Below are 24,209 nucleotides of genomic sequence, written 5' to 3' on the forward strand. Positions count from 1 at the left end.
TGTCATAGACAGTATGAGTAAATATAAAGACGCTAAAGAATTAGCAGGTTTAACCCTTGGCAAAAAGACTGAGTATAAAGATCAATATGATCCATCATTACTGCAACCTGTGCCAAGAAGCTTAAACCGTACCGATATTAATATCAGCGATGATGCACTGCCATTTACTGGCTATGATATTTGGACATTATACGAATTATCTTGGCTCAATAATAAAGGCTTACCACAAGTTGCGATTGGTGAAGTACGTTTACCTGCATCAAGCCCTAATCTTATCGAATCAAAATCCTTCAAACTATACCTTAACAGTTTTAATCAAACTCGTTTTGATAGCTGGCAAGATATTGCAGATACTCTGCAAATTGATTTATCGCGTTGTGCTGGCGAAGATGTTGATGTCACCATTCAGCCCCTCACTGATTTTAATGAGCAACCTATTGTTAATTTCTTTGGTGAGTGTATTGACGATCAAGACATTGAAATTAACGACTATGCTTTTAAGCCAGAATATCTTGAAGGTGCCGCTAATAACAACGATGTTGTAGAAGAAATTGTTCATAGTCACCTACTAAAATCAAACTGCTTAATCACTAATCAGCCTGATTGGGGTAGTGTACGTATTGCTTATAAAGGCAACCGTATCGACCGTGAAAAATTACTGCGTTACATTGTGTCATTCCGTAATCATAATGAATTCCACGAACAATGTGTTGAGCGTATTTTTAACGATATTATGCGTTTCTGTCAGCCTGAATTATTAACTGTTTATGCACGTTATACCCGTCGTGGTGGTTTAGATATTAATCCATACCGTACTAACATGGGCAAAACGCCAAGTGATAATTTCCGTCTCGCACGTCAGTAATTAGATCCTAACGACGAATTCAACATTAAGTCCGGCAAAAACCTTTACTTTGCTGGACTTGATATATTAACTCAGTAAAATCAATACCATCTTGTGTGTTATTCTGCTGCTTTGAGATTATATGAATTTTCGTGGCCTATTTCTTTCTGGGTTAGTATTACTAACATTGTCATTTGATCTTCAAGCAAAACTATACAGCTCACCAATCCTTACTGAAGCACACAATTTATTAGTTAATCAACCTGAGCGAACGCTCACTATCACCCAAAACTATCTTGAGACACGACGTCTTAGCCAACCTCAAGATCCATCACGGGTTCATCTTAACGGTGAAGCGGATCATTCAACACGCACCCCTCTTAACACCATTAATGCACTACAACTCCAGGCGCAGGCGTTATCTCTGCTACAACGACCAGAACAAGCCATTAGCGTTATTAAAAAAGCTGAAAAAAAAGCCCTTAACAATAAATTTATGTTCAGTGTCTTTGAAAGTCGTATTTTATTGGCTCAATTTTACTGGGTTAATTTAAGTAACAGTGCAACAGCACTAAAAATACTGAATACGCTCAGTGTTGAGATCAAGCACTCACCGCCAATAAAACTCACCAGCCAAGTGCACGAGTTAAAGTATCAATCACTGATGTTGCGTGCTCGAATTGAATCCAGCTTAGGCAATGATGAAGCGGCAGAAAAACTATTTATCAAAGCAAAAGGATATCTAGCCGCATTTGACGATAAAGACGAAACCATTAATTATCAACTTACATTAGGTCAGCATTACTTACGCCATCATCACTATGATATGGCACTTGATCGCTTATTAAGTGGTTATTGGCTCGCCGTAGAACATGAAGATCAACCCCAAATCGCACGCGCCAATTACGAATTAGCACAACTGTTTGAAGAACGCCACGTGTTTGATAAAGCATTAGAACATGCCACACAAGCGGGTGAGTTTTTTGAACGCTATAAACAAACTCAACAATTGGCTAAAACACTCACCTTAATTGCTTCTATCTATGAGCAACAAGGGCGCTATAACCTTGCTTTAGTACATTATTTTAATGCCCTCGACCAAGAGAATCAGCTTAAACACGATGTCCGTTCTGCCAGTTTACGCCTGAACATTGCGCGGGTTTATTTGCATTTATATAACTACTCTAAAACAGAGCAATATATTGTTCAGGCGCGTAACCTTGCTCTTCAAGGTGGTAATGAAAATATTGTGGCCGAAAGCCAAATTCTACAAGGGCAATTAGAACTCGAAAAAGGCGCCCTCGACGATGCCATTACTTCATTGCAAGCTGGATTAATTTCAGCCAGTCGTATTGGTGCAACAAATTTGCAATTAATGGGTGAATCAATATTGTCAAAAGCGTTTGAAAAACAAAATGACTATTACAACGCTTTACTCAGTCAACGCCGTTACGAACAACTGTATGTAGGCAAACAAAAAAACGCGACCAAAAGTAATACTGAAGTCTTTAAGCAACAACAAAAAATGATGGAGCGTTCACTAAAACTTGAAGAAATGGAACGTGAGCAATTCATTAATAAAAACGCACTCTATAAACAACAGCAGATATCTTTAGCCCTTATGGGAGGGTTAGTGATTATGTTATTGCTACTGTGGCGTCGCCAACATATTAATAAACAATTAAAACAGCAACTCACCAAATTAACCACCGATTACTATACTCACCCTCGTAGTGGTTTACGTAATCTACGCATGCTTAACGCACGACTCGCTAACTCGCTTCAACAAAGTAGTGCTAACTTTGAACAATGGCACCTTGGTGAAATTATTAATGAGCCGTTAAGCGATCGACTACGGTTTGCCTTATTTGAAGTTTCATTTTTAAAACATATTTCGTTAGAGAAAGGCTATCAGCAAGGACTTGCAGCAGAAAAAGAATTTGGTAATTATTTACAACTGCAAGTATTAGAGCCTGCGCGTATTTATCATTTTTCTGACGCGATGTTCTTATATATCGAGCCCAATGCACGCTTGAGCTGTGATCCGAGACAACTTGCCGACTCAATCCAACAGTTAATTGATAATTATACGCAGCCATTAAATATCGAAAATTCGTTACAAATTGGCATGGCAGAATACCCATTTTTACCACGCTCATATACCGCGATTAATGACCAAGAATTAATTGATATTTTACTGATGGCTGTTGATGCCGGCATTAGCCTCAATCATAAAAAACCAGGGAGTCACTGGGTTCACTTATCTGCCATTGATGCAGCGCCAGCGGCCAGTTTTGTGAGCGATAATATTCGTCGTTCTTGTGTTGAAGGAATAGAAAAAGGATTAGTAAAAGTCCGCAGTTCAACCAATAGTGACGTAATCTGGAACTACGATCACAATCCTAACAAAGATATCAATTAAATATATAAATGACTCATAACTTTGTAAAATATCACTAACTATTGTATTTTATTTTTGATAGCATATTTTTAAAATGATAGTAACATCATGAATTAAATAACTTTTAAGTGTATTAACACAGATGCATAACCAATGACAGATATCAGTGAAATTGTTGCTGAAGTTAACATTCTAAAACAACAATTAGACCACGCTCAACTTTCTTACCGTGATTCTAACCTAAAATCGCGGCGTGAAATTGTGATATTAAAACGTCTGATTACTCGTTTAACTATTGCTTGTCGAGGTCTTGATAATGAACTCGACCACACATTGCAATCCATAACCCATGATCTTGAACAGCCTTTAGAGATTAGTCGTCTTATCCCTCGATTAGCGATTGTTGAACGACTTGTTATTCAACAAGCCGATATGATCCAACATCAAAATAACCATTTACAACAACAGATTAATCAACGCGGTCATACCCTATTACAACACCCTAATTTACCCGCATCATTACAGCAAGATTTAGATCATCTGTTCAACCAACAACCATCAACATTATTAGATAATCATCAACGTATAGTTCGCTTACTTGAACTCTATGAACGCACTATCAAATTAATAACAGCGAATAATAAGTCTTCGTTATCTAAAGATAATCTGCACCATTTTAGTGTTGAGTTGGTAGCAGAATTACAACAACTTATCACCGAAATAGACTTTACTAATGAGCAAGGACAGCAGCTATTTGCTATTCGTAATCAATTGGTACAAGGCGTCGATCAATCTGCACTCTTGGCTTTATTAGTCCAAGTTTTACGTCTTATTGTTTCAGGTACCCATAACGAGCGTTACGCATCACAACGATTTCTAAACACCCTAAATAGTGATTTAGCCTCACTCCAAAAAAATACAGCCCAAACAGCTAGTTCTTTTTCTGTGCTACATCAACATCGACGTGATTTTAATAGCGGCATATCAACGATTGTCTCAAATATTAATCAAGAGCTTAAGATTAACAACTCACCAGCAATCAACTCTTCATCATGGGCAAATATTACCCATGAATTACAACAATTAGCACTACGTAATAGCCAACTAGAACAGCGAGAACAAGCGTTAATTGAACAGTTAAACCATAACGATAATAAAGTGCAGCAATTACAACAACAAACGTATAGTTATCACCAACGATTAAGCCAACAAGAACAAAATATTTTTCGAGATAAATTAACCTTAACTTACAATCGTAGTGCGTTTAATGATCGTATTGAACATGAATATCAACGTTGGTTGCGCTATCAAAATCCATTACTTTTAGTGCTGATTGATATCGATAACTTTACCCAGTTAAATAATGATTATGGCCATCATGCGGGTGATAAAGCGCTTAAAATTATCGCGCAAACTATTAGCCAACAATTAAATTCGACAGATTTTATTGCGCGCTTTAATGAAGATGCCTTCGTTTTACTAATGACCGATATTGATCAACAACAGTGTCAGCAATTAATGAATGATATTCGAACCGCTATTACTCAATTACCACTGCATTTTAAAAGTCAGAGTATTACGATGTCAGTGTCTATGTGCTCTTCGTTTTTCAACAATCATGACACGCCTAAAAATGTCATTCAGCGTATTGAAACCGCCCTTCGTCACAGCCAAGTTCAGCGCAGTAATAGCATTATTCATCAAGATTAACCCTCCCCAATTATCGTATCCATTTCATTACTGGGTACTTATATTATTACTATCATTTACTGGTCAAAGATAAAATCACTGTGTATGGTAATAATATAAAATAATTTATCTTACTGTTCTTTATTTGATTTTTGCACCAGTCCTGTAGTGAATACACCTTGCCTTCTGCCTTGTCTTAATAAATGAACATGCTGTTTCATCATTACCAGGGAGGTTATTATGATTACGCATATCAGCCCTATCGGCGCTATGAATCTATTATCACAAATAGAAGCCGACAGTCTAAAAGCAACAGCATCCAGTGATTTATATCGCTTATATCGTAACTGCTCACTCGCGGTTTTAAACTCGGGCAGTCATACTGATAATTCCAAAGAATTGCTTGAGAAACACCTCGATTTTGCGATTAATTTATTACGTCGTGAACGTGGGATTAAAATCGAACTTGTGAACCCACCAGAACATGCTTTTGTTGATGGTCGTATTATTCGTGGCATTCAAGAACACATGTTTTCAGTGTTACGCGATATCATTTATGTCGATATGCACATCGCACGTCGAAATGATATTGATCTTGCTAGCGCCCCCCATATTACCGATTTCGTATTTAGTCTGTTACGCAATGCTCGTACCCTACATGCTGGTGAAGATCCCAATATTATCGTGTGCTGGGGCGGCCACTCAATTAATCCAATTGAATACCAATACACTCGTGAAGTCGGCAATGAACTAGGCTTGCGTGAACTTAATGTTTGTACTGGTTGTGGACCGGGCGCAATGGAAGGACCAATGAAAGGTGCTGCTATTGGTCACGCTAAACAACGTTACTCTGGCAGCCGTTTTATTGGTTTAACTGAACCGTCAATTATTGCCGCAGAGCCACCAAACCCAATTGTCAACGAACTGGTTATTTTACCCGACATAGAAAAACGTTTAGAAGCCTTTGTTCGCGTGGGCCATGGCATCATTATTTTCCCAGGAGGAGCTGGTACTGCAGAAGAATTGCTCTATATTTTAGGGATTTTGATGCATCCCGATAATGCAGAACAACCGCTACCATTGATTCTTACAGGTCCCAAAGAAAGTGAAGCTTATTTCCGTACCCTAGATGATTTTATTCGTGACACGTTAGGCGAAGCTGCAACCCGACATTATCAAATTATTATTGGTGATCCTGCTGAAGTTGCACAAGTAATGAAAGCGTCAATGGCACGCGTAAAAGAACACCGTTTAGCCACTGGTGATGCTTATTGCTTTAACTGGTCACTGACAATCCCTGAAGATTTCCAAATGCCATTTGCACCAACACATAAAGCCATGGCTAGTTTAGATTTACACATGGATCAACCGAAAGAAAAACTGGCGGCTAATTTACGTCGAGCATTCTCAGGTATCGTGGCGGGAAATGTCAAAGAAGAAGGCATTCATGAAATCGAACGTTATGGTCGCTTTAAAATTGACGGCGATAAAGTCCTAATGCAACGCATGGATAAACTCCTCAAAAATTTTGTGGAACAACAACGCATGAAATTGCCCGGCAGTAAATATGAGCCGTGTTATGAAATCGTTAATAGCCACGAACAGTCAAAATAATATCGTTATTTGATTACAGTTTTGCGTACAATAAGGAGCCTTAGTGCTCCTTTTATTCATCTACATAGAATTTATTTATGGCTATTCACCTTGTTATTATTGATGCATTAAACCTTATTCGCCGTGTTCATGCCGCGCAACCGGGGCAACCCGATGTCGACAACACCGCAAGAGTATGTTGTCAGGCATTACAGAAAATAATTAATAGCACGGAACCGAGCCATATTGTGGCAGTGTTTGACCATAATAGTGATGACCGAGGTTGGCGAGCAGAATTACTGCCACACTACAAAGAAGGTCGTAAACCGATGCCACCAGAATTATTAGCGGGTATGGATAGCATTCAAGATGCATTTATGACAATGGGCATTGATTCACTATTATCTGATGGTGATGAAGCCGATGATTTAGTGGCAACCTTGGCATTAAAAGTCGCCTCTCGCAGTGAACAGGTCACTATTGTTTCAACTGACAAAGGCTATTGTCAGTTACTACAACCGACGTTACGTATTCGTGATTATTTTCAACAACGCTGGCTTGATAGCCCTTTTATTGAAAAAGAATATGGTGTTAAGCCACAGTTATTAACTGACTATTGGGGATTAGCAGGCATTAGTTCCAGTAAAATCCCAGGCATTGCCGGTATTGGTCCTAAAGCGGCAGTGGAGTTATTAAGCCTCTACCCTAATCTTGACGCGATTCTCACTGCTACTGATCTTGCCCCTAAATGGCAAAAAAAAATCACCGGTAATGAAGAGACAGCTCGTGCATCCAAAGCAGTGGCAAGCCTAAAGACTGATTTAGAACTTGGCTTTAATTTACAAGATATTCGTTATCACGATGCCACTCAGAATTAATAATGTATAAATACTAGTGCTAAAAAAAACGCCACCCTCAAAAGGATGGCGTTAATAATCATTCGCTACACTACCTGCAAATTAATATGCAGAGCGATTATCTAAGCGTTGAATATGCACCGTAATTTCTTCACGGTCATGATACAAATGTTTCGCTTGCAGCTTAAACTTCACGCCGTTTTTAATCAGCAGTACTTTTAGATTTTCAATATCTTGTAGCACTTCGTCATAACGACCTTTCATTGGCAGCTTAAGGTTAAAAATAGCTTCTTTGGCCCATGCTTTGATTAACCATTCGCCAATAAGGTGCGCTACACGAGCGGGTTTTTCAATCATGTCACATACAATCCACGTAATATTCTTACGTGCAGGCTCATATTTAAAACCATCAACTGCATGATATTTAACTTGACCGGTATCCATTAAGCTTTGCGCCATAGTACCGTTATCAATCGCATGAACAAACATTGAACGCTTCACTAATTGATACGTCCAACCACCAGGACAGGCTCCTAAGTCAACACTCCACATACCCGGCGCTAAACGCTCATCCCACTCCTCACGAGGAATAAACACGTGAAATGCTTCTTCTAATTTCAACGTTGAACGGCTTGGCGCATCTGCAGGGAATTTCAGACGAGGAATACCCATAAAGAACTGTGAGTTATTTTGTGGGTAAGAATAACCAACAAAACAACAACCAGGGGCAATAAAGCACACGTGTAATACTGGCTTTTTGTGGTTATCTTTAACGTATAAAATATTACGCTTACGCATTGCTTGACGTAGTGGCACCGTAAATTTACGGCAGAACTTCAACAGTTCTTTCGCTTCATTAGTATCAGGGGTTTCAATACGTAAATCACCACAAATAGGGAAGTCTTCACTAATGGCATCTAAAATAGGTGAAATACGATCTTCTGTTGGTAAACCTGTTAGCATTGCTGATGTTGCAAACATTTGACGAGCAAAAATCAATTGCGAAAATGGCTGCAATTGAATGAATTTATTTGCATCACCTGCTTGGTAAAACTCAAATAACACATAACCTGAATTGTTTTTCACCCGAGGGAAACCAAACAATTCCAGCGTATTTGCTTTGTCTTGAACCTCTCCGGCACATTCTTTTTCAAAGCCAGGACGACAGTACAATAAAACTTGATTCACGTTGGAACCCTCAAGCTGAACGCCAGGTGGCTATTGCAAGCATCACCCAGCCAATAATAAAACATATTCCGCCCATCGGGGTGATGGAACCAAACCATTTAATGCCAGTTAAAGCCAAGGCATATAAACTGCCGCTAAAGCAAATTATACCGATGACAAAAAACAGCGCCGCGTATGATAACGCTTTTGATGGCAAAAAGCGTGACAATATTCCACAACCTAATAATGCTAAGGTATGCCACGCTTGATATTGAACCCCAACTTTAAACACATCGAGTAAGTGCGGTGCTAAGCGGTAGCTTAATCCATGAGCAGCAAAGGCTCCTAAAGCCACCATTACTACACCACTGCAAGCAGCAAACATCAGCATTAATCGTGATTGTTGACGCTGTTTCGCGGTTAATTCAACCGTCATGAGTACACCTCTAACTATGCTACTTCACTATCAACACAATTTTTAATAAAGGCCGCTAAGGCTTCGATTGCAATAGTAATATTTTCAGCTTCAGTATGACCTGATGCTTTACGTGGTTTAAAGCCGTGATCACCATCAGCTAAAAATTGATAATGCACTTGAGCGGAAAAAGGCCACTGCTCGACTTCACTACGCCCCCCAAAGGTATCGCGTTCACCTTGTAAAATAAGAGTAGGGATCGTGGTGGTTGCAAGATGATCACCGCGATAATTTTCAGGCTTTGCAGGCGGATGGAAAGGAAATCCAAGACAAGCAACACCGCGAACTTTCGCCGCACAGTTATTAACTAGAGGTGTTTGGGCTGCAATATCCGTCACCATCAAACTCGCCATTCGTCCTCCCATTGATTTACCACCAATGACTAACTTGCCATTATCAAACTGTTCGATATGGGTTTGAAAATCGAGTAATAATTTAGGTTGGCGATCTGGCGGACGCTTTTTACCATCCTCTACACGTTTGATCATATAAGGAAAATTAAACCGCACTACTTGAATATTATGTGCCGCTAACCCCTGTGCAACCGTCGTCATGAAGGCATGATCCATTCCAGCACCTGCACCATGAGCAAATAAAAATGTCGCTATAGCATGTTCAGCATCAGGGCCATCAAGTAGATATTCACACTTCTTCAATGACATCAGGCATATCCTCTTGCTCTTTGCGGGCTTTATTTAAAATCCAATCGCGGAAAATTTGAATACGACCAGTGTCTGCTTGTTTTTCCTGACACACAAAATAAAATGCATTTTTACTCACCAGAATTTCATCAAACGGACACACTAATCGTCCTGCTTCTAATTCCGGTTGCGCCAATACATTATTGCCTAATGCAATACCTTGGCCGTGAGCTGCTGCTTGCAATACCATGGTCGAATGACTAAATATCGGCCCTTGGTTAACATTAACGTCTTTCACATCATAATGACGCACATAGTTCTTCCACTCTTTACGAGAAGTATCATGTAAAAGTGTGTGTAGTTTTAAATCATCGATAGTACGTAATGGTTTGCTACCAACTAATAACATCGGTGAGCATACTGGCATCATAAATTCTTGATACAGTTTATCCGCACGTAACCCCGACCAATTACCTCTACCGTAATAAATTGCTACATCAACATCATCAGTTAATGAACCTTCGTCAAGATCAACCGCTTTTATACGGACGTCTATTTCAGGGTGTTGCTCATTAAAATCGGTTAATCTTGGCACTAGCCATTGAATAGCAAAACTAGGAGGTAAACTAATGGTTAATGCACCTTTAGAGCCTCTTTCTAAGACCTTATCAGTCGCATCTGAAATGGATGAAAAGATATCTTTAATATCAAGAAAATAGCTTTGCCCTTCTTCAGTTAGCAGCAATGAACGATTGCGACGACGGAATAACTTTAACCCTAAAAATTCCTCTAAGGCTTTAATTTGATGGCTAACTGCGGCTTGAGTAACAAACAGTTCTTCAGCTGCACGTGTGAAACTTAAATGCCTTGCGGCAGCTTCAAATACCTTCAATGAATTAAGTGGCGGTAAACGTCTTGACATACTTTTCGAGGCTCTCTAATGCATTAGTTTTTTTCATCTCAAACATTATAAATTGTCCATTGTTTAAGTGCTATATAAACCCTATCATTCGTTCCGTAGTGTCAATGAACATTTTGTGTTTTGCCCTCTGGCTAACCGCTGAATTGACATTACGATGTTGTGTTTGCATATTGTCCGGATCCTGCCGGATCGGTAGTTATCTACCTCTTTACTTCCTGTATTTTGACTTATGCGTCAAAGTAATTGTTAGCACTGCGCCCCAACGCAGTGCTATTTTTTTATTGGTTTAAAATCACCGCAACACTTGCTCTTCCTCGCATTTATTAGCATCATCGATAATTCAAATTTCTGTAATGTGACTAGCTATGACCATACCATTCGATATCAAACAAATTCAAACCCAATTTCCAGCCTTGCAACATTCAGATGTCGCACCGCGAGCGGTTTATTTAGACAGCGCAGCCACGGCTCAAAAACCTGCGATTGTTATCGATACGCTAACTCATTATTACCGTGGTTATAATGCCAATGTCCATCGTGGTAGCCATAGCTTAACCGCCAATGCAACCTTCGCTTTTGAACAAGCACGTGCCACAGTGCAACACTTTATTGGTGCAGCCAGCCCAAAAGAAATCATCTGGACGCGTGGTGCAACTGAAGCTTTAAATCTTATTGCACAAACCTACGCTCGCACTCATTTACAAGCAGGAGATGAGATTTTAGTCAGTGAACTTGAACACCATGCCAATATCGTGCCTTGGCAAATGGTCGCAGAACAAACCGGCGCTAACGTCATTAAAATTCCAATGCGTCAGGATTGCACATTAGATATTGATGCTTATCTGCGTTTATTGTCGAATAAAACCAAAATTGTTGCTGTTGCTCATATCACGAATGTTACCGGTACTCGCAATCCAATTGAATCAATGATAGCAGCAGCTCACCAGTATGGTGCAGTAGTCGTTGTTGATGGAGCGCAAGGGATTGCACATGAACCTGTGGATGTGCAAGCACTTGATGCCGATTTCTATGTCTTCTCAGGGCACAAAATTTATGCGCCAGCAGGTATTGGAGCACTTTATGGTAAACAAGCACTACTTGAAGCGATGCCACCCTGGCATGGAGGTGGAAAAATGGTCGATAAAGTCTCATTTAATGGCACTAGCTATGCGGGTTTACCGGGGAAATTTGAAGCGGGTACCCCCAATGTTGCTGGTAGCTTAGCGCTTGCAGCAGCCATTGACTGGTTACAAAGTATTGACCGTCAAGGCGCAGAACAACACATTGCCGATTTACGTCAACAAGCCTTAGACGGTATTCAGGATATTGACGGGCTACGTATTATTGGCCTTCAGCCTCACGCAAGCTTATTTTCTTTTATTGTCGATGGGGTTCATCATCAAGATATAGCCACATTACTTGACCAACAGCATATTGCCCTGCGTGCTGGCCACCATTGTGCTCATCCAATGTTAGATGCGCTAGGCTTAACAGGAACATTACGAGTATCATTAGCCCTTTATAATGATCAACAAGATGTCGCGCGATTTATTGCAGCGCTACATAAAGCCTGTGATTTATTATAGTTACAGCCAAGGAAAACAACATGACCACCACTATGACGCTTCCTCAGCACCCTTTTGGCTCTGAGATCACCACCACTGATATTATTGCCCAAATGCAAATCGCAACGGGATGGGAAGATCGCTACCGTAACGTTATTCAACTTGGTAAGAAACTGCCACAACTGGATGACAGCTATAAGCAAGATCAACTTAAAATCAGCGGTTGTGAATCACAAGTGTGGTTACATCATCAAGTTGTTGATGAACACTATTACTTTATCGCTGATTCAGATGCACGTATTGTACGAGGCTTAATTACTTTAGTATTAGCCGCTTATGATGGTAAAACAGCGGCAGAAATTAACGCTTTTGATATCGATACCTACTTTGATAACTTAGGTCTAATTACCCACCTAAGCCCTTCACGCGGCAATGGTTTAAAAGCGATTGTCGAACAAATAAAACAACTTGCGCACTAATATTCCACCGACTTAACGCCTCTTCTTGCCAGTTAGATACAAAAAAGCGGATTCCAATGATGATCCGCTTTTTTGTCTTTATTATCGTAGAGACGACATATTATTGACGATGTTTTTCAATCAATTTCTTAATAATATGCGCCACAGCAACAAAACCAAAACTTGCCGTTACAACAGTTGCAGCACCAAAACCACTGGCACAATCCATACGTTTAGGCCCTTCAGCCGTCGCTTTTATCGCACACACAGAACCATCAGCTTGGGGATATTTCAAATGCTCAGTGGAATAAACACAATCAATCCCAAATTTACGCTTAGCATTTTTAGTGAAGTTATGGTGGTGACGCAATGTTTCACGTAATTTTCTAGCCAATGGATCTTGAATCGTTTTAGTTAAATCAGTGACTTGAATTTGAGTAGGATCTGTTTGTCCACCAGCGCCACCAATGGTAATAACTTTAATTTTATTACTTTTACAATATGCCAATAATGCGGCTTTTGCTTTAAGGCTATCAATCGCATCCAATACATAATCAAATTCTTTTGATAAATACTGCGCTTGGTTTTCAGGACTAATAAAATCATCAATTAAATTAACTTTACAGTCTGGGTTAATTAATTGAATACGCGCGGCCATTACTTCAATTTTGCTTTGACCAATAGTGCCAGTCAGCGCATGAATTTGACGATTGATATTAGTTACACAGACATCGTCCATATCAATTAAAGTTAGCTCACCAACACCAGATCGCGCTAACGCTTCTGCAGCCCATGAGCCAACACCACCAATACCAACCACACACACATGTGCAGCACGAAGGATTTCAACTTCACTGTTGCCATATAAACGACGAGTGCCGCCAAAACGTTGGTTATAACTATCGGATGCTGGGGTATCTAATTCACGCATACTGGTTCTACACTGCTTGAGGTGGATAAACAAAGAGTGCGTTTTTATACGCACTCTCAAAACAATTGTCCAGTCAGAGCAAAGAGATCACCGTGGCGATCTCTTTAACTATCGCTCTTATCTTGGCATTAACCACGGATCTTGAGTTGCTGTTCCTTTCAGACCTAAACGCCAAACACGACCAAAATGCTTATAGTGACCAGCATCAGTACCCGCTTTTGCCCCCATTCCATGATATAAATCCAAGTGATTTTTCTTCACAGCACCGCCAGTATCAAGTGCTAATAATAAGCGTAATACATGCTTACCTGTCCAGTTACCTTTTGCGTCTAGCTGTGGTACTTCTGCTAATAATACTGATCCCATAGGAATGTATTTACGATCAGCCGCAACAGCTGCATTGGCTAATAACGGAATACCTGCACTGCCTTTAACATCTAATGTTTTACGTGGGGAGAAAAAAACATAAGATGGATTTTGCTCTAATAGTTCACGTACTTCACTTTCACTATGGTTAGCGACCCAGTTTTGAATCGCTTGCAGTGACATCTTTGATTTAGGCACTTCACCACGGTCAATTAACACACGGCCAATACTGACGTAACGGTGGCCATTTTTACCTGTATAACCAAAATATTGCAGCTGGTTATTATCTTCAAAATGAACAAAACCGCTGCCTTGTACTTCCATCATAAATACATCAAGCATGGATTTACTGTAGCCCAGCACTAACCCTTTACCGGCTAGTGCACCATCATAGATTTGTTCACGTGAAGGACAGCGGCCTTTACACGTTGGCATTGCATAAATTGGGTAACGGAAAACACTGGTTGGTTTATGGCGTAATTCAATCACTGGCGAATAATAGCCCGTAAACATCACATTGCCTTCACCATTAGCACCACCCATTTGTGCGGCCTGAATGCCATATTTAGCTAATGTGCTTGGGTTACCACTATGCTTAGCCCAATTTTCTACTTGGTTATACAGTGGCTCAAATTTACGCGCCATTGACGATGAACGCGAAGTTACCATTTTAGCTTGTGGAGCAAACGTACTGTAATCATGTGCTTTAGTTGATTCAACCTGTGAAACTTTATTTAACACATGATCAAAATGCTGACCTAAATATTGATGTGCTAACGGATTACCAGCTGTCGCTAAGCTCGGTTTTTCCGTTGTTGTACTCTCTGGAGATGAACACCCCACCAAGCTAAAAAGAATCATTGCAACTGTTGCTTTACGTAACACGATAGATAAGCCTATAAAAGTTTTATAAAAATGTAAAAGTGATAACTCGCTTACTTTCATAAAAGCAGTAAACGGATGCCAATACTAACAAACACCATCTAAAAATAAGTAATTATTTAAAAGAATCTACAGACAAATGACATAACGCTATCAAAAGATCTAAGACTAAGAGTGGCGAACAAAAGTTCCATTGAAAGAATGAAATATACTGTAAGCGTTAAACTCCCGTCCAATAACATCGTAATTATCATCTAATAAATGCTTGTTCTTCATATAAATAAAATAGTGACTACGCTTTTAAAAATGCCCTTCACAACCAAACTACAACTCACATAATAAGCGATTACACATAAATCCCCGTAATAGCTGATATGAATATTTAAGCACAGATAATGATTATTACTAATTTCGGAAAAATCACATTTAAATGCTGCGCAAACCACATAATTGATTTAATTTATTGGTTATAAATTAAACATTGATATGGATATCGCTTGTGAATACACGTAAGACCCCTTTAGTGAAAGGATTTCGTCAGTCAGCCCCTTACTTAAATGCCCACGTAGGAAAAACCATGGTGATCATGGTTGGGGGTGAAGCCATTGCTGATCCCAACTTTGCCAACATAGTTAACGATATAGCATTACTACACAGTTTAGGTATTCATATTGTAATGGTGTATGGCGCTCGACCACAAATAACCACCCTCTTAGAGCAGCAACATTATGATAGTCCTTATCACAAAGGGATCAGAATCACTGATGCACACAGTCTAGAGATAGCGAAACAGGCCGCTGGGCAACTTCAACTGGATATCACCGCTCGCTTTTCAATGGGTCTCAATAATACCCCGATGGCGGGATCTCAAATCAATGTTATCAGTGGTAACTTCATTATTGCGCAACCACTGGGAATCGATGACGGCATTGATTTTTGTCATAGTGGTAAAATACGCCGAATCAATAACAACGCCATAACCAGCCAATTAGAACAAGGATCGATTGTATTACTTGGCCCTATCGCCAGTTCGGTGACAGGCGAATGTTTTAACCTCACCTCAGAAGAAATTGCCACTCAGGTAGCGATTCGATTACGGGCTGATAAATTAATTGGCTTTTGTTCAGAGCAAGGGGTTATTGATAACAACAATGACATTATTTCAGAGTTATTACCGCATGACGCAGAACAGGTATTACAACAACTGATCGATCATGATGAACAACAATCAGGTACAGGTCGCTTTCTTCGAGGTGCAATTACTGCTTGTCATGCTGGCGTACCTCGCAGCCACTTATTGAGCTATAAACAAGATGGGGCACTCATTCAGGAACTGTTTTCACTTGACGGAATTGGCACTCAGATTGTGATGTCAAACGCAGAGAAAATACGTCGCGCTAACATTAATGATATTGGTGGAATTCTAGATTTGATTCAACCATTAGAAGCTGAAGGCATTTTAGTTCGCCGTTCTCGTGAACAACTAGAACGTGAAATTACCCTTTTTACCGTCATTGAACTTGATAATCTTATTATTGGTTGTGCCGCTCTTTACCCTTATCCTGATGAAAAAATGGCCGAAATGGCTTGTGTTGCGATTCATCCTGATTTTAGAGACGGTGACCGAGGCGTGTTATTACTCAATAAATTATGTCAACAAGCTCGCGATACTGGCATTGATAAAATATTTGTCCTTACCACCCGCAGTGTACATTGGTTTCGTGAACAAGGATTTTATGAATGCGACATCGAACAATTACCTGTAATAAAAAAAGATCTCTATAATTATCAACGCCGATCTAAAATACTCATAACAAATATAAATTAATAAACCTCAAATTTGTAACAAAGTGTTAATTCACTATTCAGTAATGTGTGGTAGTTTTAAAGTTGGTCACCTAAATGTAACAACAATAATTACTATACATAACATACAAAAGAAAGGTTAAATAATTTCTTATGATGAGTTTATTATTTCTACTTGTACTCGTTGCAATGCTCTGCGCGTTTACAGGAAAAAAAAGTGCCAGTTATATTATTTTCGCTATCACTGTTGTTTTGGGACTGTATTGGTTCCATCACCATGCAACAGATCCCTTGTCTATTTTACTTTAAGGGGGATGCATGAATAATAAAAATGTTGCACTACTCAATACGTTAGGCCTATTAGGAATCACCTTCGTTTTATTAATGGGATCTGTACTTCAAGTTGTACTCAATGAATTACCGTGTCCCCTATGTTTATTACAACGCTTAGGCTTCATGATGGTGATGTTTGGTTTTATGCTTAACGTCATTTATGGGCCCCAACAACGCCACTATGGCGTATTAATCATCGGCGCACTCTTTGGTGCTGCGACAGCATTACGTCAAGTGTCATTACACGTCATTCCAGGTACGCCAGGATTTGGTAGTCCGATATTTGGTATTCATTATTATACTTGGGCATTTATTATCTTTTGTCTTACCATCGTAGGTGTTGCTGTATTACAGCTACTATGGAATAAAAGCTGGAATAACACTGATTATAAAATGAGTAGATTTGGTAAGTTTGTATGCTTACTGGCTATTTTTGCTGTTGTCGTTAACGTGGCATCGACATTTATTGAATGTGGTCCTTACCAATGTCCAGATAACCCTGTTAGCTATTGGTTATTTAATTAACTAATATAAAAACACACTTACCAACGCCAGCTTATGTCTCAATATGCTGGCGTTTTTTATTATTTTATTTTTACTTTAAATATAAGTCTGTCGCCAACAAATACGCATAAGGTATACTACAATAACTGTATTTTTATTCAAAAAAGGGCTATTAATATTCATGCTGTGTATTTTTGTGTTCTGTCTCATATTAATAACAATGTTAACTGCACTTAAAGGCAAAAGAAAACTGAGTTATGCCATGTTTGCACTAACATTCATTGCTGGCTCTATTTTGCTAAAGCATCACATTGTATACACTCTGCCGATCTCAATTTAAGTATTCTATGAACAATCAACTTATTAATCGACTCAATATTTTAGGTTTACTTGGGATCACCGCTATTCTTGCAATGGGCTCAATTATTCAATTAGTCTTTCATGAATTACCGTGCCCTTTATGTCTGTTACAACGCATAGGGTTTATGATGGTGATGTTTGGCTTTATGCTGAATATTCGTTTTGGTCCTCAACAGCCCCATTACGGTATTATTTTATTGGGTGCATTATTTGGTGCAATAGCAGCACTACGTCAAGTGTCACTCCACTTATTGCCAAATGATCCTGGCTATGGAAGCCCCTTACTCGGTATGCATTATTACACATGGGCTTTTGTTATTTTTGTTATGACAATTGTCGGGGTAGCCGTATTGTTATGTCTTTGGCGACAAGAAAAAAACACCGCCAATCACCGTATTAAGAATATCGGTAAATTAGCCTGTTATCTCGCCGTCATTGTCGTATTAATTAATATTGTCTCAACCTTCATTATGACCGGACCACATGTTACCCCAGCCGATCCTCATAGTTATTGGTTGTTGGATCAATTCAAAAAATAATGTCACGCTAAAAAATACAATGCCAGCATTAATACTGGCATTGTTCGCTCAAAGATAACCAATAACATTACACTAATAATTGTGCTAACCCACTGGCACGTTCAGTTCGAACTTGGACACTTTTAGTAATAATGTCCATTGGTGCGTACAGGTACAAACGCGACTTGGCACGGGTAATACCGGTATAAATTAATTCACGGGTTAAAATAGGTGTGTACTCCGCAGGTAACACCATTAACGTATCATCAAATTCCGATCCTTGTGATTTATGGATCGTCATCGCATACACCACTTCATGTTCAGGAATACGACTCGGTAAAATACCGCGAATAGTACCGTCAGGCATTTCAAAATAAACCCGTAATCGACGTCGTCCACTATCAGGATCTATTTCTGGCTCTAGCATCGTCATGCCAATGTCACCGTTGAATAATCCTAATGCGTGATCATTACGGGTGATCATAATCGGACGACCGACATACCATGTTTCATCATTGGGTGAAATTCGACCTCGATGGGTCAATTCTTTTTCAATCCGTTGATTTAAACCGACCACACCAAAGTCACCTTCACGTAAGGCACATAACAATCTGACATTCGCAAATGCTTTTAATACTTCAGCGGGTGTTTTATCGCTTTTTATTGCATCAAGATAATCAAGATAAAACGTCACTACTTGATTAATCATAGCAACGTACGTTTCACCACCTAATGGATAATGGTGAATATCTTTAAACCCTTGTTGCCAAACTTTATTTACCAGTGCTGGTTTACCTTGATTTATCGCTTTAGCTAACTGACCAATACCAGATAATGCATGGAAACGGTAACTCTTTTGTAGCATGCACAAACAGTCTGTCACCACACTTAAACCAATATTATTTGAGTGTAGATCAAATCCTGTTAGCTGACTTAATAGCAATCCTTGCTGGGCACTGTAGCCTTGGGTTGAAAAAGAACAGATATCGCCTAACACTGCTCCCGCTTCAACAGAGGCTAATTGATCTCGGTCACCCAATAAAATTAATTTAGCCCCTTGTGGCATCGCGTCTAATAATCGCGCCATCATCGGTAAATCGACCATAGAAGCTTCATCAACAACCAGCACATCAAGGTGCAACGGGTTATCTTTATGATGCCTAAACTCAACCCGATTTGGGATCGAACCCAGTAAACGGTGTAATGTACTTGATTGAGTTGGGATTAAATCTTTAATCACCTGTGGTACAGCCAATGATTTGATGGCCGAACCAATCGATTCCGTTAATCGAGCTGCGGCTTTACCTGTCGGTGCCACCAACATAATATTCGGTTTATGTTCACCATTAGCTTGCATCACTAACGCCGCCAATAATTTAGCTACAGTGGTAGTTTTACCTGTACCCGGCCCGCCAGAGATCACTGCAAACTGACGCGTTAATGCCATTGCTGCAGCCACTTTTTGCCAATTTAAGCAGCTCGTCGTTGGCACTAAACTGTCTAATGGCTGTAAATCTGTTATTTGCTGCGCTTGTTGTAATACGCTATCAATCGCCATCCAATCAAGCTGCAGTGGCTTGACAATATTCAAAAAATCACAGGTTAGTTGTTGGCGTTGCTGGCTATCAGTGACACCTTGCAAAGCGTGATATAAATGACCATAACTTGGCTGAAATAAATCATTTAACGCTTGATGCATCAGGCTCAGTTGTTGGCCTTGCCACTGCGTATCATCACTTACTTGACCTTGATTAGTCGCCATTTCCACTATCCGTGTTGCAACAGTTTGTTCAAATTGCCAATAACGATTAAGGTATAAACGACCATGATCAAACACCAAAGGACTCGCTTGTAAGCCTTGTGATTGAACATTCGCTACCACATCAAATTGCGCTAATAATGACGCCCATTGGGTTAATTCAGGTAAGCCATCAACTAACGCTACCGATAATCGGCTGGATAAACCAAATAAGTGCTGCTCGCGCAATTGATCTAATTGAATACACACATGGCCTTTACCTAATTCATAACTCACTAACGCAGCCATTAGTGCCGCCAAATCCTGTTGCGATTGTGGACTGTGTAACGCCACAAATTTAGCAAACTGATAATCAAGCTGCCGTAATCCACCCTGTTGAGTGAGCTTTTGTAAACGCTTAAGCATGCGGTAGCGCTCCTTTCATCAATAAATCCAAATCATCAAGTAATTGTTCACTTGGGCGCGCATAAAAAATACCACTGTCACTCCCCGCTTGAATGCCGCGTAAAAACAAGTAATACACCCCACCAAAATGGGTCTCATAGCTGTAATTAGGTATACGACTGCGCAGAAAACGCTGCAATGCCAACGCATAGATTTGATATTGCAAATCATAACGGTGTTCACGCATCGCGGTTTGTAGTTGCTCACCACGATACACTTGCGGATCATCACCAAGATAATTTGATTTCCAGTCTAAAACATAATATTTACCTTGATGCTCAAACACCAAATCAATAAAGCCTTTTAGCATTCCACTTACAGATGCAAAGCCTAACTCTCCGGCTTTAGCTGATAGCGGATCATGTTTTGCAATGATCTTATTAAGTGCCACTGCTTGTAGAATCTCAATCGGCAATAAAAATTCCATTTCCGTTAATCGTTGCGACGCTGTTTTATCCGCCAACCGCAACGTATCGCCATCAAGCGCACAAGTTAATACATCCTGAATTAACTGCTGCAGCACAGGTAACCACGCTAATTCATAATTGTCTAGTTGCAGTAATTCGGTTAGTTTCGCGACCGTTTCAGGACAATCAACCGCAGCAGTAAAGTCAATTTCTTCAAACACAGTATGTAAAAAAGTACCAGGGCGCGCACCACGTGGAAAAGTATAAATAGAATATTGTGGCTCTAATTCTAACTCGCCATCATCACTCTCTTCGGTGACATTTTGCACCGAATCAATATCAAATCCAGGCAAATCTAAACTACTATCATGGGCGGTTTGATGGCCTTGTTTGACTAAATTAGAATAACTGGTCATCCACCAATTACGTTCCAATGAGGTTGAAAATGGGCGTTTAATCAAGGCCTCAGTTACTTCATCTTGAGGCTGCCATTGAACATCAGCAAGCTGTGGCGGCTCAGCGACCGTAATTGCAATTTGGGCTTCACAGAGCTTAGCTAAGGCTAATTCAAGTGCTGCCACACCACCAGCTTGGCCATTCTGCACTAAATGCCCCATTGCCGAGCGATGCAACCCCGTTGGTTCTTTGGTGCTACGACCATTACGAATTGGTGCCATACCGACATAACACCCATAAACTGCACGGGTTAATGCCACATAAATTAGGCGTAGATCTTCAGCTAATCGTTCTTGATCAGCTTTTTCTATTGCTGGCGCTTGTTTCGCAATATCGAGTACCGTGATGTTATCCACTTCATCGTGATATTTAACTTCGCCTTTGCTATCAACTTCACGGTAACTGCACACAAACGGCATAAAGACTAAGTCGTATTCCAAACCTTTTGATTTGTGAATGGTAACAATCTGCACCAAATTACGTTCTGATTCTAACCGCATCACTTGATCATCAGCATTACCGTTTGGTTCTGCTACATGTTCAGCTAGCCAGCGCAATAGAGCATAATCACTGTCTAGCGTCTGACTTGCCTGTTGCAATAACTCACCAATATGCAGCAAATCAGTCAATTTACGTTCACCGCCATCTTCGGCTAATAAGCGCTCCGCAATTTGATTTTTCGCCATCACACTGCGCAACATTGGCATTACACCGCGTTTTTGCCACTGCTGACGATATTGCTTAAAACTATTAACCGCAATTTCCCATTCATTCTCATCATTATTGAGTTGATCGAGTTCAATCGCAGTACGTGCAAATAATCCTGAAGCCAATGCTGCACGTAATATACGATCATCTTCAGGGGTTAATACCGCTTGCAATAACCGTTGAATATCGGCTGCTTCTGAGGTTGAAAAAACACTATCACGGTTAGACAAATAAACACTGGCAATGCCTTGTTTGGATAATGCTTCACGCACTAAGTGCCCTTCAGTACCAGTACGTACTAATACCGCAATATTACCCGCAGCAATCGCATGTTGCTGTTCACCATCTAAAAAGTACGCTTGGTGCTGTTGTGATTGAGTCAGAATATGTTGAATTTGTGCCGCTGTAGCTGCGGCCATTGTCGCTTGATAATTACCTTTAGTTATTGGCTTACCGTCAGGGCTATCTTGTAACCAAAACGTCAATGCATGTTGTGCTTCACCATTTAACCACCAGCTACGTTGAGCTGCTTTAGGACTATGATCAACCGCTAAGAATTCAATATCTTGATCATAAATAAACGGACTATCTGGCTGTTGAAACACGCTATTAACCGCAGCAATCATATTAGCTGTCGAGCGCCAGTTAGTCGCTAATGTATAGTGATCAGTAACTTGGCGACGGGCTTGAATATACGTAAAAATATCGGCGCCACGAAAGGCATAAATAGCCTGCTTAGGATCACCGATCATAAACAAGCCACATTCAGGATGATGGCGGTAAATATCACTAAAAATACCGTATTGCAATGGATCGGTATCTTGGAATTCATCAATCATCGCCACCGGATATTGGGCTCGAATTTTACTCGCGAGTAGATCATCAACATCATTATCAATTGCAGCGCCTAACTGCGTCAGCAAGTCATCAAATGATAACCACCCTTTACGCGCTTTAGCGTCAGCCAATAATTGACGACAATGCTCAATTGCATGGGCTAATAGTGGCTCACGCAAGTTAGCCGGATTATCTAACAGTTCAGCAATAACATTAAAAACCGCATGCTCAGGCGCATCACCTTTGGCCGTTTTTTCAATTAATGTCTGCTGATGGAAGCGAATCAAATTATCAGGCAGTTCATAACCAACAGTAGGTTGCGCAGCCCATGCACTGACTTGCTCAATCCAATTGGGTAAACTTTTTTTGGTATAACTGCGTTTATTGATACCAGAATTAGCAATTAAAGCTTCAATATCTGCTTGATGCTGACGCCACAACGCTTTTACTTCATCAATCCGCACAATATTTTGCTGGTGTAATTGTTCTAACGATTCAGTCATCGCCACCACGGATAATCGCACTGGCGCACCAGTTAAACTATTGCCAATTTCTTTTAATAATTTAGTTGGTGCAGACCAAATTTCACGAACCTCATGCGCCAGAGCTGGCGGCAAGTGATAAAAATTACTACGCCAATAATCTGCAACCACCAACTTTTTTAATTGGCTTTCATCAGTCACAAATTCATTATTAAATCGACTGCCTGATTCAAACGCATTTTGAGTCAGCATTCGTTGACAAAAACCATGGATAGTATAAATCGCGGCTTCATCCATCTGCCGTTCGGCTTGTAAGAGTAGGGTTGCGGCTAATTTATGATCTGGATATTCATTTAATAACGGCGCAATAACAGGATCGTGGCTAACACCACGACTAAACGCTAACCGCGCATCATGAATACGGGCACGAATACGATCACGTAATTCTGCCGTCGCCGCTTCTGTGAAAGTTACCACCAAAATTTGATCTACGGTCAATTGCTGTTGATGACGCGTCGCCTCACTACCATGCGCTAACAATAGCCGTAAATACAAACTTGCGATGGTAAAGGTCTTACCCGTTCCTGCTGATGCTTCGATCAAACGCGTACCATGCAATGGAAACGTCATTGGTTGCAGAATATTCGTTAGTACGTCATCCGTTGTTAGTACTTCAGTCGCCATTATGTTACTCATCCCATGGTTGCTATATGTAACAACAGCACTAGCCTGATAGTTTTCAATGTCAGTAATTTGGCTCGTTATTATGTGACCCAACACTTATAAGTAAATATTGGCACCTAA

The 24,209-nt window shown here is 40.1% G+C and carries 20 protein-coding genes; 12 read left to right on the plus strand and 8 right to left on the minus strand.

Annotated features, from left to right (window positions below; all coding sequences use genetic code 11):
- The first annotated feature begins 13 nt into the window (after positions 1-13).
- The 5 genes from queF to xni all read left to right on the plus strand — a co-directional run bounded on the left by queF (position 14) and on the right by xni (position 7,405).
- On the plus strand, positions 14-865 hold the full coding sequence (gene queF, locus ACJZU6_RS04595) for an NADPH-dependent 7-cyano-7-deazaguanine reductase QueF (RefSeq protein ID WP_080158985.1): 852 nt from the start codon (positions 14-16) through the stop codon (positions 863-865).
- A gap of 121 nt (positions 866-986) precedes the next feature.
- A complete protein-coding gene (locus ACJZU6_RS04600) occupies positions 987-3,266 on the plus strand; it encodes a tetratricopeptide repeat protein (RefSeq protein WP_408900701.1) in 2,280 nt (759 codons plus the stop codon).
- 132 nt (positions 3,267-3,398) lie between these two features.
- Entirely contained in the window at positions 3,399-4,955 is a 1,557-nt protein-coding gene (locus ACJZU6_RS04605; RefSeq protein ID WP_080158983.1) for a GGDEF domain-containing protein, read from the plus strand.
- A gap of 219 nt (positions 4,956-5,174) precedes the next feature.
- The gene (gene ppnN, locus ACJZU6_RS04610) at positions 5,175-6,548 is read left to right on the plus strand and encodes a nucleotide 5'-monophosphate nucleosidase PpnN (protein ID WP_080158982.1); all 1,374 of its coding nucleotides are present in this window, start codon (positions 5,175-5,177) and stop codon (positions 6,546-6,548) included.
- Positions 6,549-6,625: 77 nt separating this feature from the next.
- On the plus strand, positions 6,626-7,405 hold the full coding sequence (xni, locus tag ACJZU6_RS04615; protein WP_408900702.1) for a flap endonuclease Xni: 780 nt from the start codon (positions 6,626-6,628) through the stop codon (positions 7,403-7,405).
- 81 nt (positions 7,406-7,486) lie between these two features.
- Here the strand turns inward: xni and rlmM are convergent, their stop codons facing one another.
- From rlmM to ACJZU6_RS04635, 4 genes are read right to left on the minus strand one after another with little or no spacing between them, the layout of a single operon-like run.
- Positions 7,487-8,572: a 23S rRNA (cytidine(2498)-2'-O)-methyltransferase RlmM gene (rlmM, locus tag ACJZU6_RS04620; protein ID WP_080158980.1), complete on the minus strand. Its 1,086-nt coding sequence runs from the start codon at positions 8,570-8,572 to the stop codon at positions 7,487-7,489.
- A gap of 10 nt (positions 8,573-8,582) precedes the next feature.
- Positions 8,583-8,987, minus strand: coding sequence for a DUF423 domain-containing protein (locus ACJZU6_RS04625; RefSeq protein WP_408900703.1), 405 nt, complete (start codon positions 8,985-8,987; stop codon positions 8,583-8,585).
- Between the two features lie 14 nt (positions 8,988-9,001).
- The gene (locus ACJZU6_RS04630; RefSeq protein WP_408900704.1) at positions 9,002-9,688 is read right to left on the minus strand and encodes an alpha/beta family hydrolase; all 687 of its coding nucleotides are present in this window, start codon (positions 9,686-9,688) and stop codon (positions 9,002-9,004) included.
- On the minus strand, positions 9,669-10,589 hold the full coding sequence (locus ACJZU6_RS04635; protein WP_080158977.1) for a transcriptional regulator GcvA: 921 nt from the start codon (positions 10,587-10,589) through the stop codon (positions 9,669-9,671). The genes ACJZU6_RS04630 and ACJZU6_RS04635 overlap by 20 nt, the downstream gene beginning before the upstream one ends.
- Positions 10,590-10,954: 365 nt before the next feature.
- Here ACJZU6_RS04635 and csdA point away from each other — a divergent pair, with 365 nt between their 5' ends.
- Both csdA and csdE read left to right on the plus strand, forming a co-directional pair.
- The gene (gene csdA / locus ACJZU6_RS04640; protein ID WP_080158976.1) at positions 10,955-12,175 is read left to right on the plus strand and encodes a cysteine desulfurase CsdA; all 1,221 of its coding nucleotides are present in this window, start codon (positions 10,955-10,957) and stop codon (positions 12,173-12,175) included.
- 20 nt (positions 12,176-12,195) lie between these two features.
- Positions 12,196-12,633 (plus strand): cysteine desulfurase sulfur acceptor subunit CsdE, encoded by a 438-nt coding sequence (csdE, locus tag ACJZU6_RS04645; protein ID WP_235865975.1) that lies wholly within the window; start codon positions 12,196-12,198, stop codon positions 12,631-12,633.
- Positions 12,634-12,733: 100 nt separating this feature from the next.
- Here the strand turns inward: csdE and tcdA are convergent, their stop codons facing one another.
- Together tcdA and mltA are read right to left on the minus strand one after the other, a co-directional pair.
- Entirely contained in the window at positions 12,734-13,543 is an 810-nt protein-coding gene (gene tcdA, locus ACJZU6_RS04650) for a tRNA cyclic N6-threonylcarbamoyladenosine(37) synthase TcdA (RefSeq protein WP_080158975.1), read from the minus strand.
- A 117-nt stretch (positions 13,544-13,660) separates the two neighbouring features.
- Complete coding sequence (gene mltA, locus ACJZU6_RS04655; protein WP_408900705.1) at positions 13,661-14,854, minus strand: murein transglycosylase A; 1,194 nt, start codon at positions 14,852-14,854, stop codon at positions 13,661-13,663.
- A 436-nt stretch (positions 14,855-15,290) separates the two neighbouring features.
- Here mltA and argA point away from each other — a divergent pair, with 436 nt between their 5' ends.
- From argA to ACJZU6_RS04680, 5 genes are all read left to right on the plus strand, one after another.
- Complete coding sequence (gene argA / locus ACJZU6_RS04660) at positions 15,291-16,619, plus strand: amino-acid N-acetyltransferase (RefSeq protein WP_107276836.1); 1,329 nt, start codon at positions 15,291-15,293, stop codon at positions 16,617-16,619.
- Between the two features lie 131 nt (positions 16,620-16,750).
- Complete coding sequence (locus ACJZU6_RS04665) at positions 16,751-16,906, plus strand: DUF5993 family protein (RefSeq protein ID WP_162841611.1); 156 nt, start codon at positions 16,751-16,753, stop codon at positions 16,904-16,906.
- Between the two features lie 9 nt (positions 16,907-16,915).
- Entirely contained in the window at positions 16,916-17,455 is a 540-nt protein-coding gene (locus ACJZU6_RS04670) for a disulfide bond formation protein B (RefSeq protein ID WP_080158974.1), read from the plus strand.
- Positions 17,456-17,615: 160 nt separating this feature from the next.
- Positions 17,616-17,774, plus strand: a complete 159-nt coding sequence (locus tag ACJZU6_RS04675) for a DUF5993 family protein (protein WP_369925927.1) — start codon at positions 17,616-17,618, stop codon at positions 17,772-17,774.
- Positions 17,775-17,781: 7 nt separating this feature from the next.
- The gene (locus tag ACJZU6_RS04680) at positions 17,782-18,333 is read left to right on the plus strand and encodes a disulfide bond formation protein B (RefSeq protein WP_080158973.1); all 552 of its coding nucleotides are present in this window, start codon (positions 17,782-17,784) and stop codon (positions 18,331-18,333) included.
- 67 nt (positions 18,334-18,400) lie between these two features.
- Here ACJZU6_RS04680 and recD read toward each other — a convergent pair whose 3' ends face one another.
- Together recD and recB are read right to left on the minus strand one after the other, a co-directional pair.
- Complete coding sequence (gene recD / locus ACJZU6_RS04685) at positions 18,401-20,476, minus strand: exodeoxyribonuclease V subunit alpha (protein WP_080158972.1); 2,076 nt, start codon at positions 20,474-20,476, stop codon at positions 18,401-18,403.
- Complete coding sequence (gene recB / locus ACJZU6_RS04690; RefSeq protein ID WP_408900706.1) at positions 20,469-24,089, minus strand: exodeoxyribonuclease V subunit beta; 3,621 nt, start codon at positions 24,087-24,089, stop codon at positions 20,469-20,471. Before recB ends, recD begins: the two co-directional genes overlap by 8 nt.
- Between the last annotated feature and the right edge of the window lie 120 nt (positions 24,090-24,209).

This window comes from Photobacterium piscicola (assembly GCF_046058925.1).
GTDB classification, from domain to species: domain Bacteria; phylum Pseudomonadota; class Gammaproteobacteria; order Enterobacterales; family Vibrionaceae; genus Photobacterium; species Photobacterium piscicola.

Excerpts from the sequence above, each read along its gene's own strand:
- recB (WP_408900706.1), bottom strand. The coding sequence starts at position 24,089 with ATGGCGACTGAAGTACTAACAACGGATGACGTACTAACGAATATTCTG.
- mltA (WP_408900705.1), bottom strand. The coding sequence starts at position 14,854 with ATGAAAGTAAGCGAGTTATCACTTTTACATTTTTATAAAACTTTTATA.
- ACJZU6_RS04630 (WP_408900704.1), bottom strand. The coding sequence starts at position 9,688 with ATGTCATTGAAGAAGTGTGAATATCTACTTGATGGCCCTGATGCTGAA.
- ppnN (WP_080158982.1), top strand. The coding sequence starts at position 5,175 with ATGATTACGCATATCAGCCCTATCGGCGCTATGAATCTATTATCACAA.
- csdE (WP_235865975.1), top strand. The coding sequence starts at position 12,196 with ATGACCACCACTATGACGCTTCCTCAGCACCCTTTTGGCTCTGAGATC.
- ACJZU6_RS04625 (WP_408900703.1), bottom strand. The coding sequence starts at position 8,987 with ATGACGGTTGAATTAACCGCGAAACAGCGTCAACAATCACGATTAATG.
- ACJZU6_RS04670 (WP_080158974.1), top strand. The coding sequence starts at position 16,916 with ATGAATAATAAAAATGTTGCACTACTCAATACGTTAGGCCTATTAGGA.
- ACJZU6_RS04605 (WP_080158983.1), top strand. The coding sequence starts at position 3,399 with ATGACAGATATCAGTGAAATTGTTGCTGAAGTTAACATTCTAAAACAA.
- ACJZU6_RS04675 (WP_369925927.1), top strand. The coding sequence starts at position 17,616 with ATGCTGTGTATTTTTGTGTTCTGTCTCATATTAATAACAATGTTAACT.
- recD (WP_080158972.1), bottom strand. The coding sequence starts at position 20,476 with ATGCTTAAGCGTTTACAAAAGCTCACTCAACAGGGTGGATTACGGCAG.
- ACJZU6_RS04665 (WP_162841611.1), top strand. The coding sequence starts at position 16,751 with ATGATGAGTTTATTATTTCTACTTGTACTCGTTGCAATGCTCTGCGCG.
- tcdA (WP_080158975.1), bottom strand. The coding sequence starts at position 13,543 with ATGCGTGAATTAGATACCCCAGCATCCGATAGTTATAACCAACGTTTT.
- csdA (WP_080158976.1), top strand. The coding sequence starts at position 10,955 with ATGACCATACCATTCGATATCAAACAAATTCAAACCCAATTTCCAGCC.
- queF (WP_080158985.1), top strand. The coding sequence starts at position 14 with ATGAGTAAATATAAAGACGCTAAAGAATTAGCAGGTTTAACCCTTGGC.
- ACJZU6_RS04600 (WP_408900701.1), top strand. The coding sequence starts at position 987 with ATGAATTTTCGTGGCCTATTTCTTTCTGGGTTAGTATTACTAACATTG.
- ACJZU6_RS04680 (WP_080158973.1), top strand. The coding sequence starts at position 17,782 with ATGAACAATCAACTTATTAATCGACTCAATATTTTAGGTTTACTTGGG.
- ACJZU6_RS04635 (WP_080158977.1), bottom strand. The coding sequence starts at position 10,589 with ATGTCAAGACGTTTACCGCCACTTAATTCATTGAAGGTATTTGAAGCT.
- xni (WP_408900702.1), top strand. The coding sequence starts at position 6,626 with ATGGCTATTCACCTTGTTATTATTGATGCATTAAACCTTATTCGCCGT.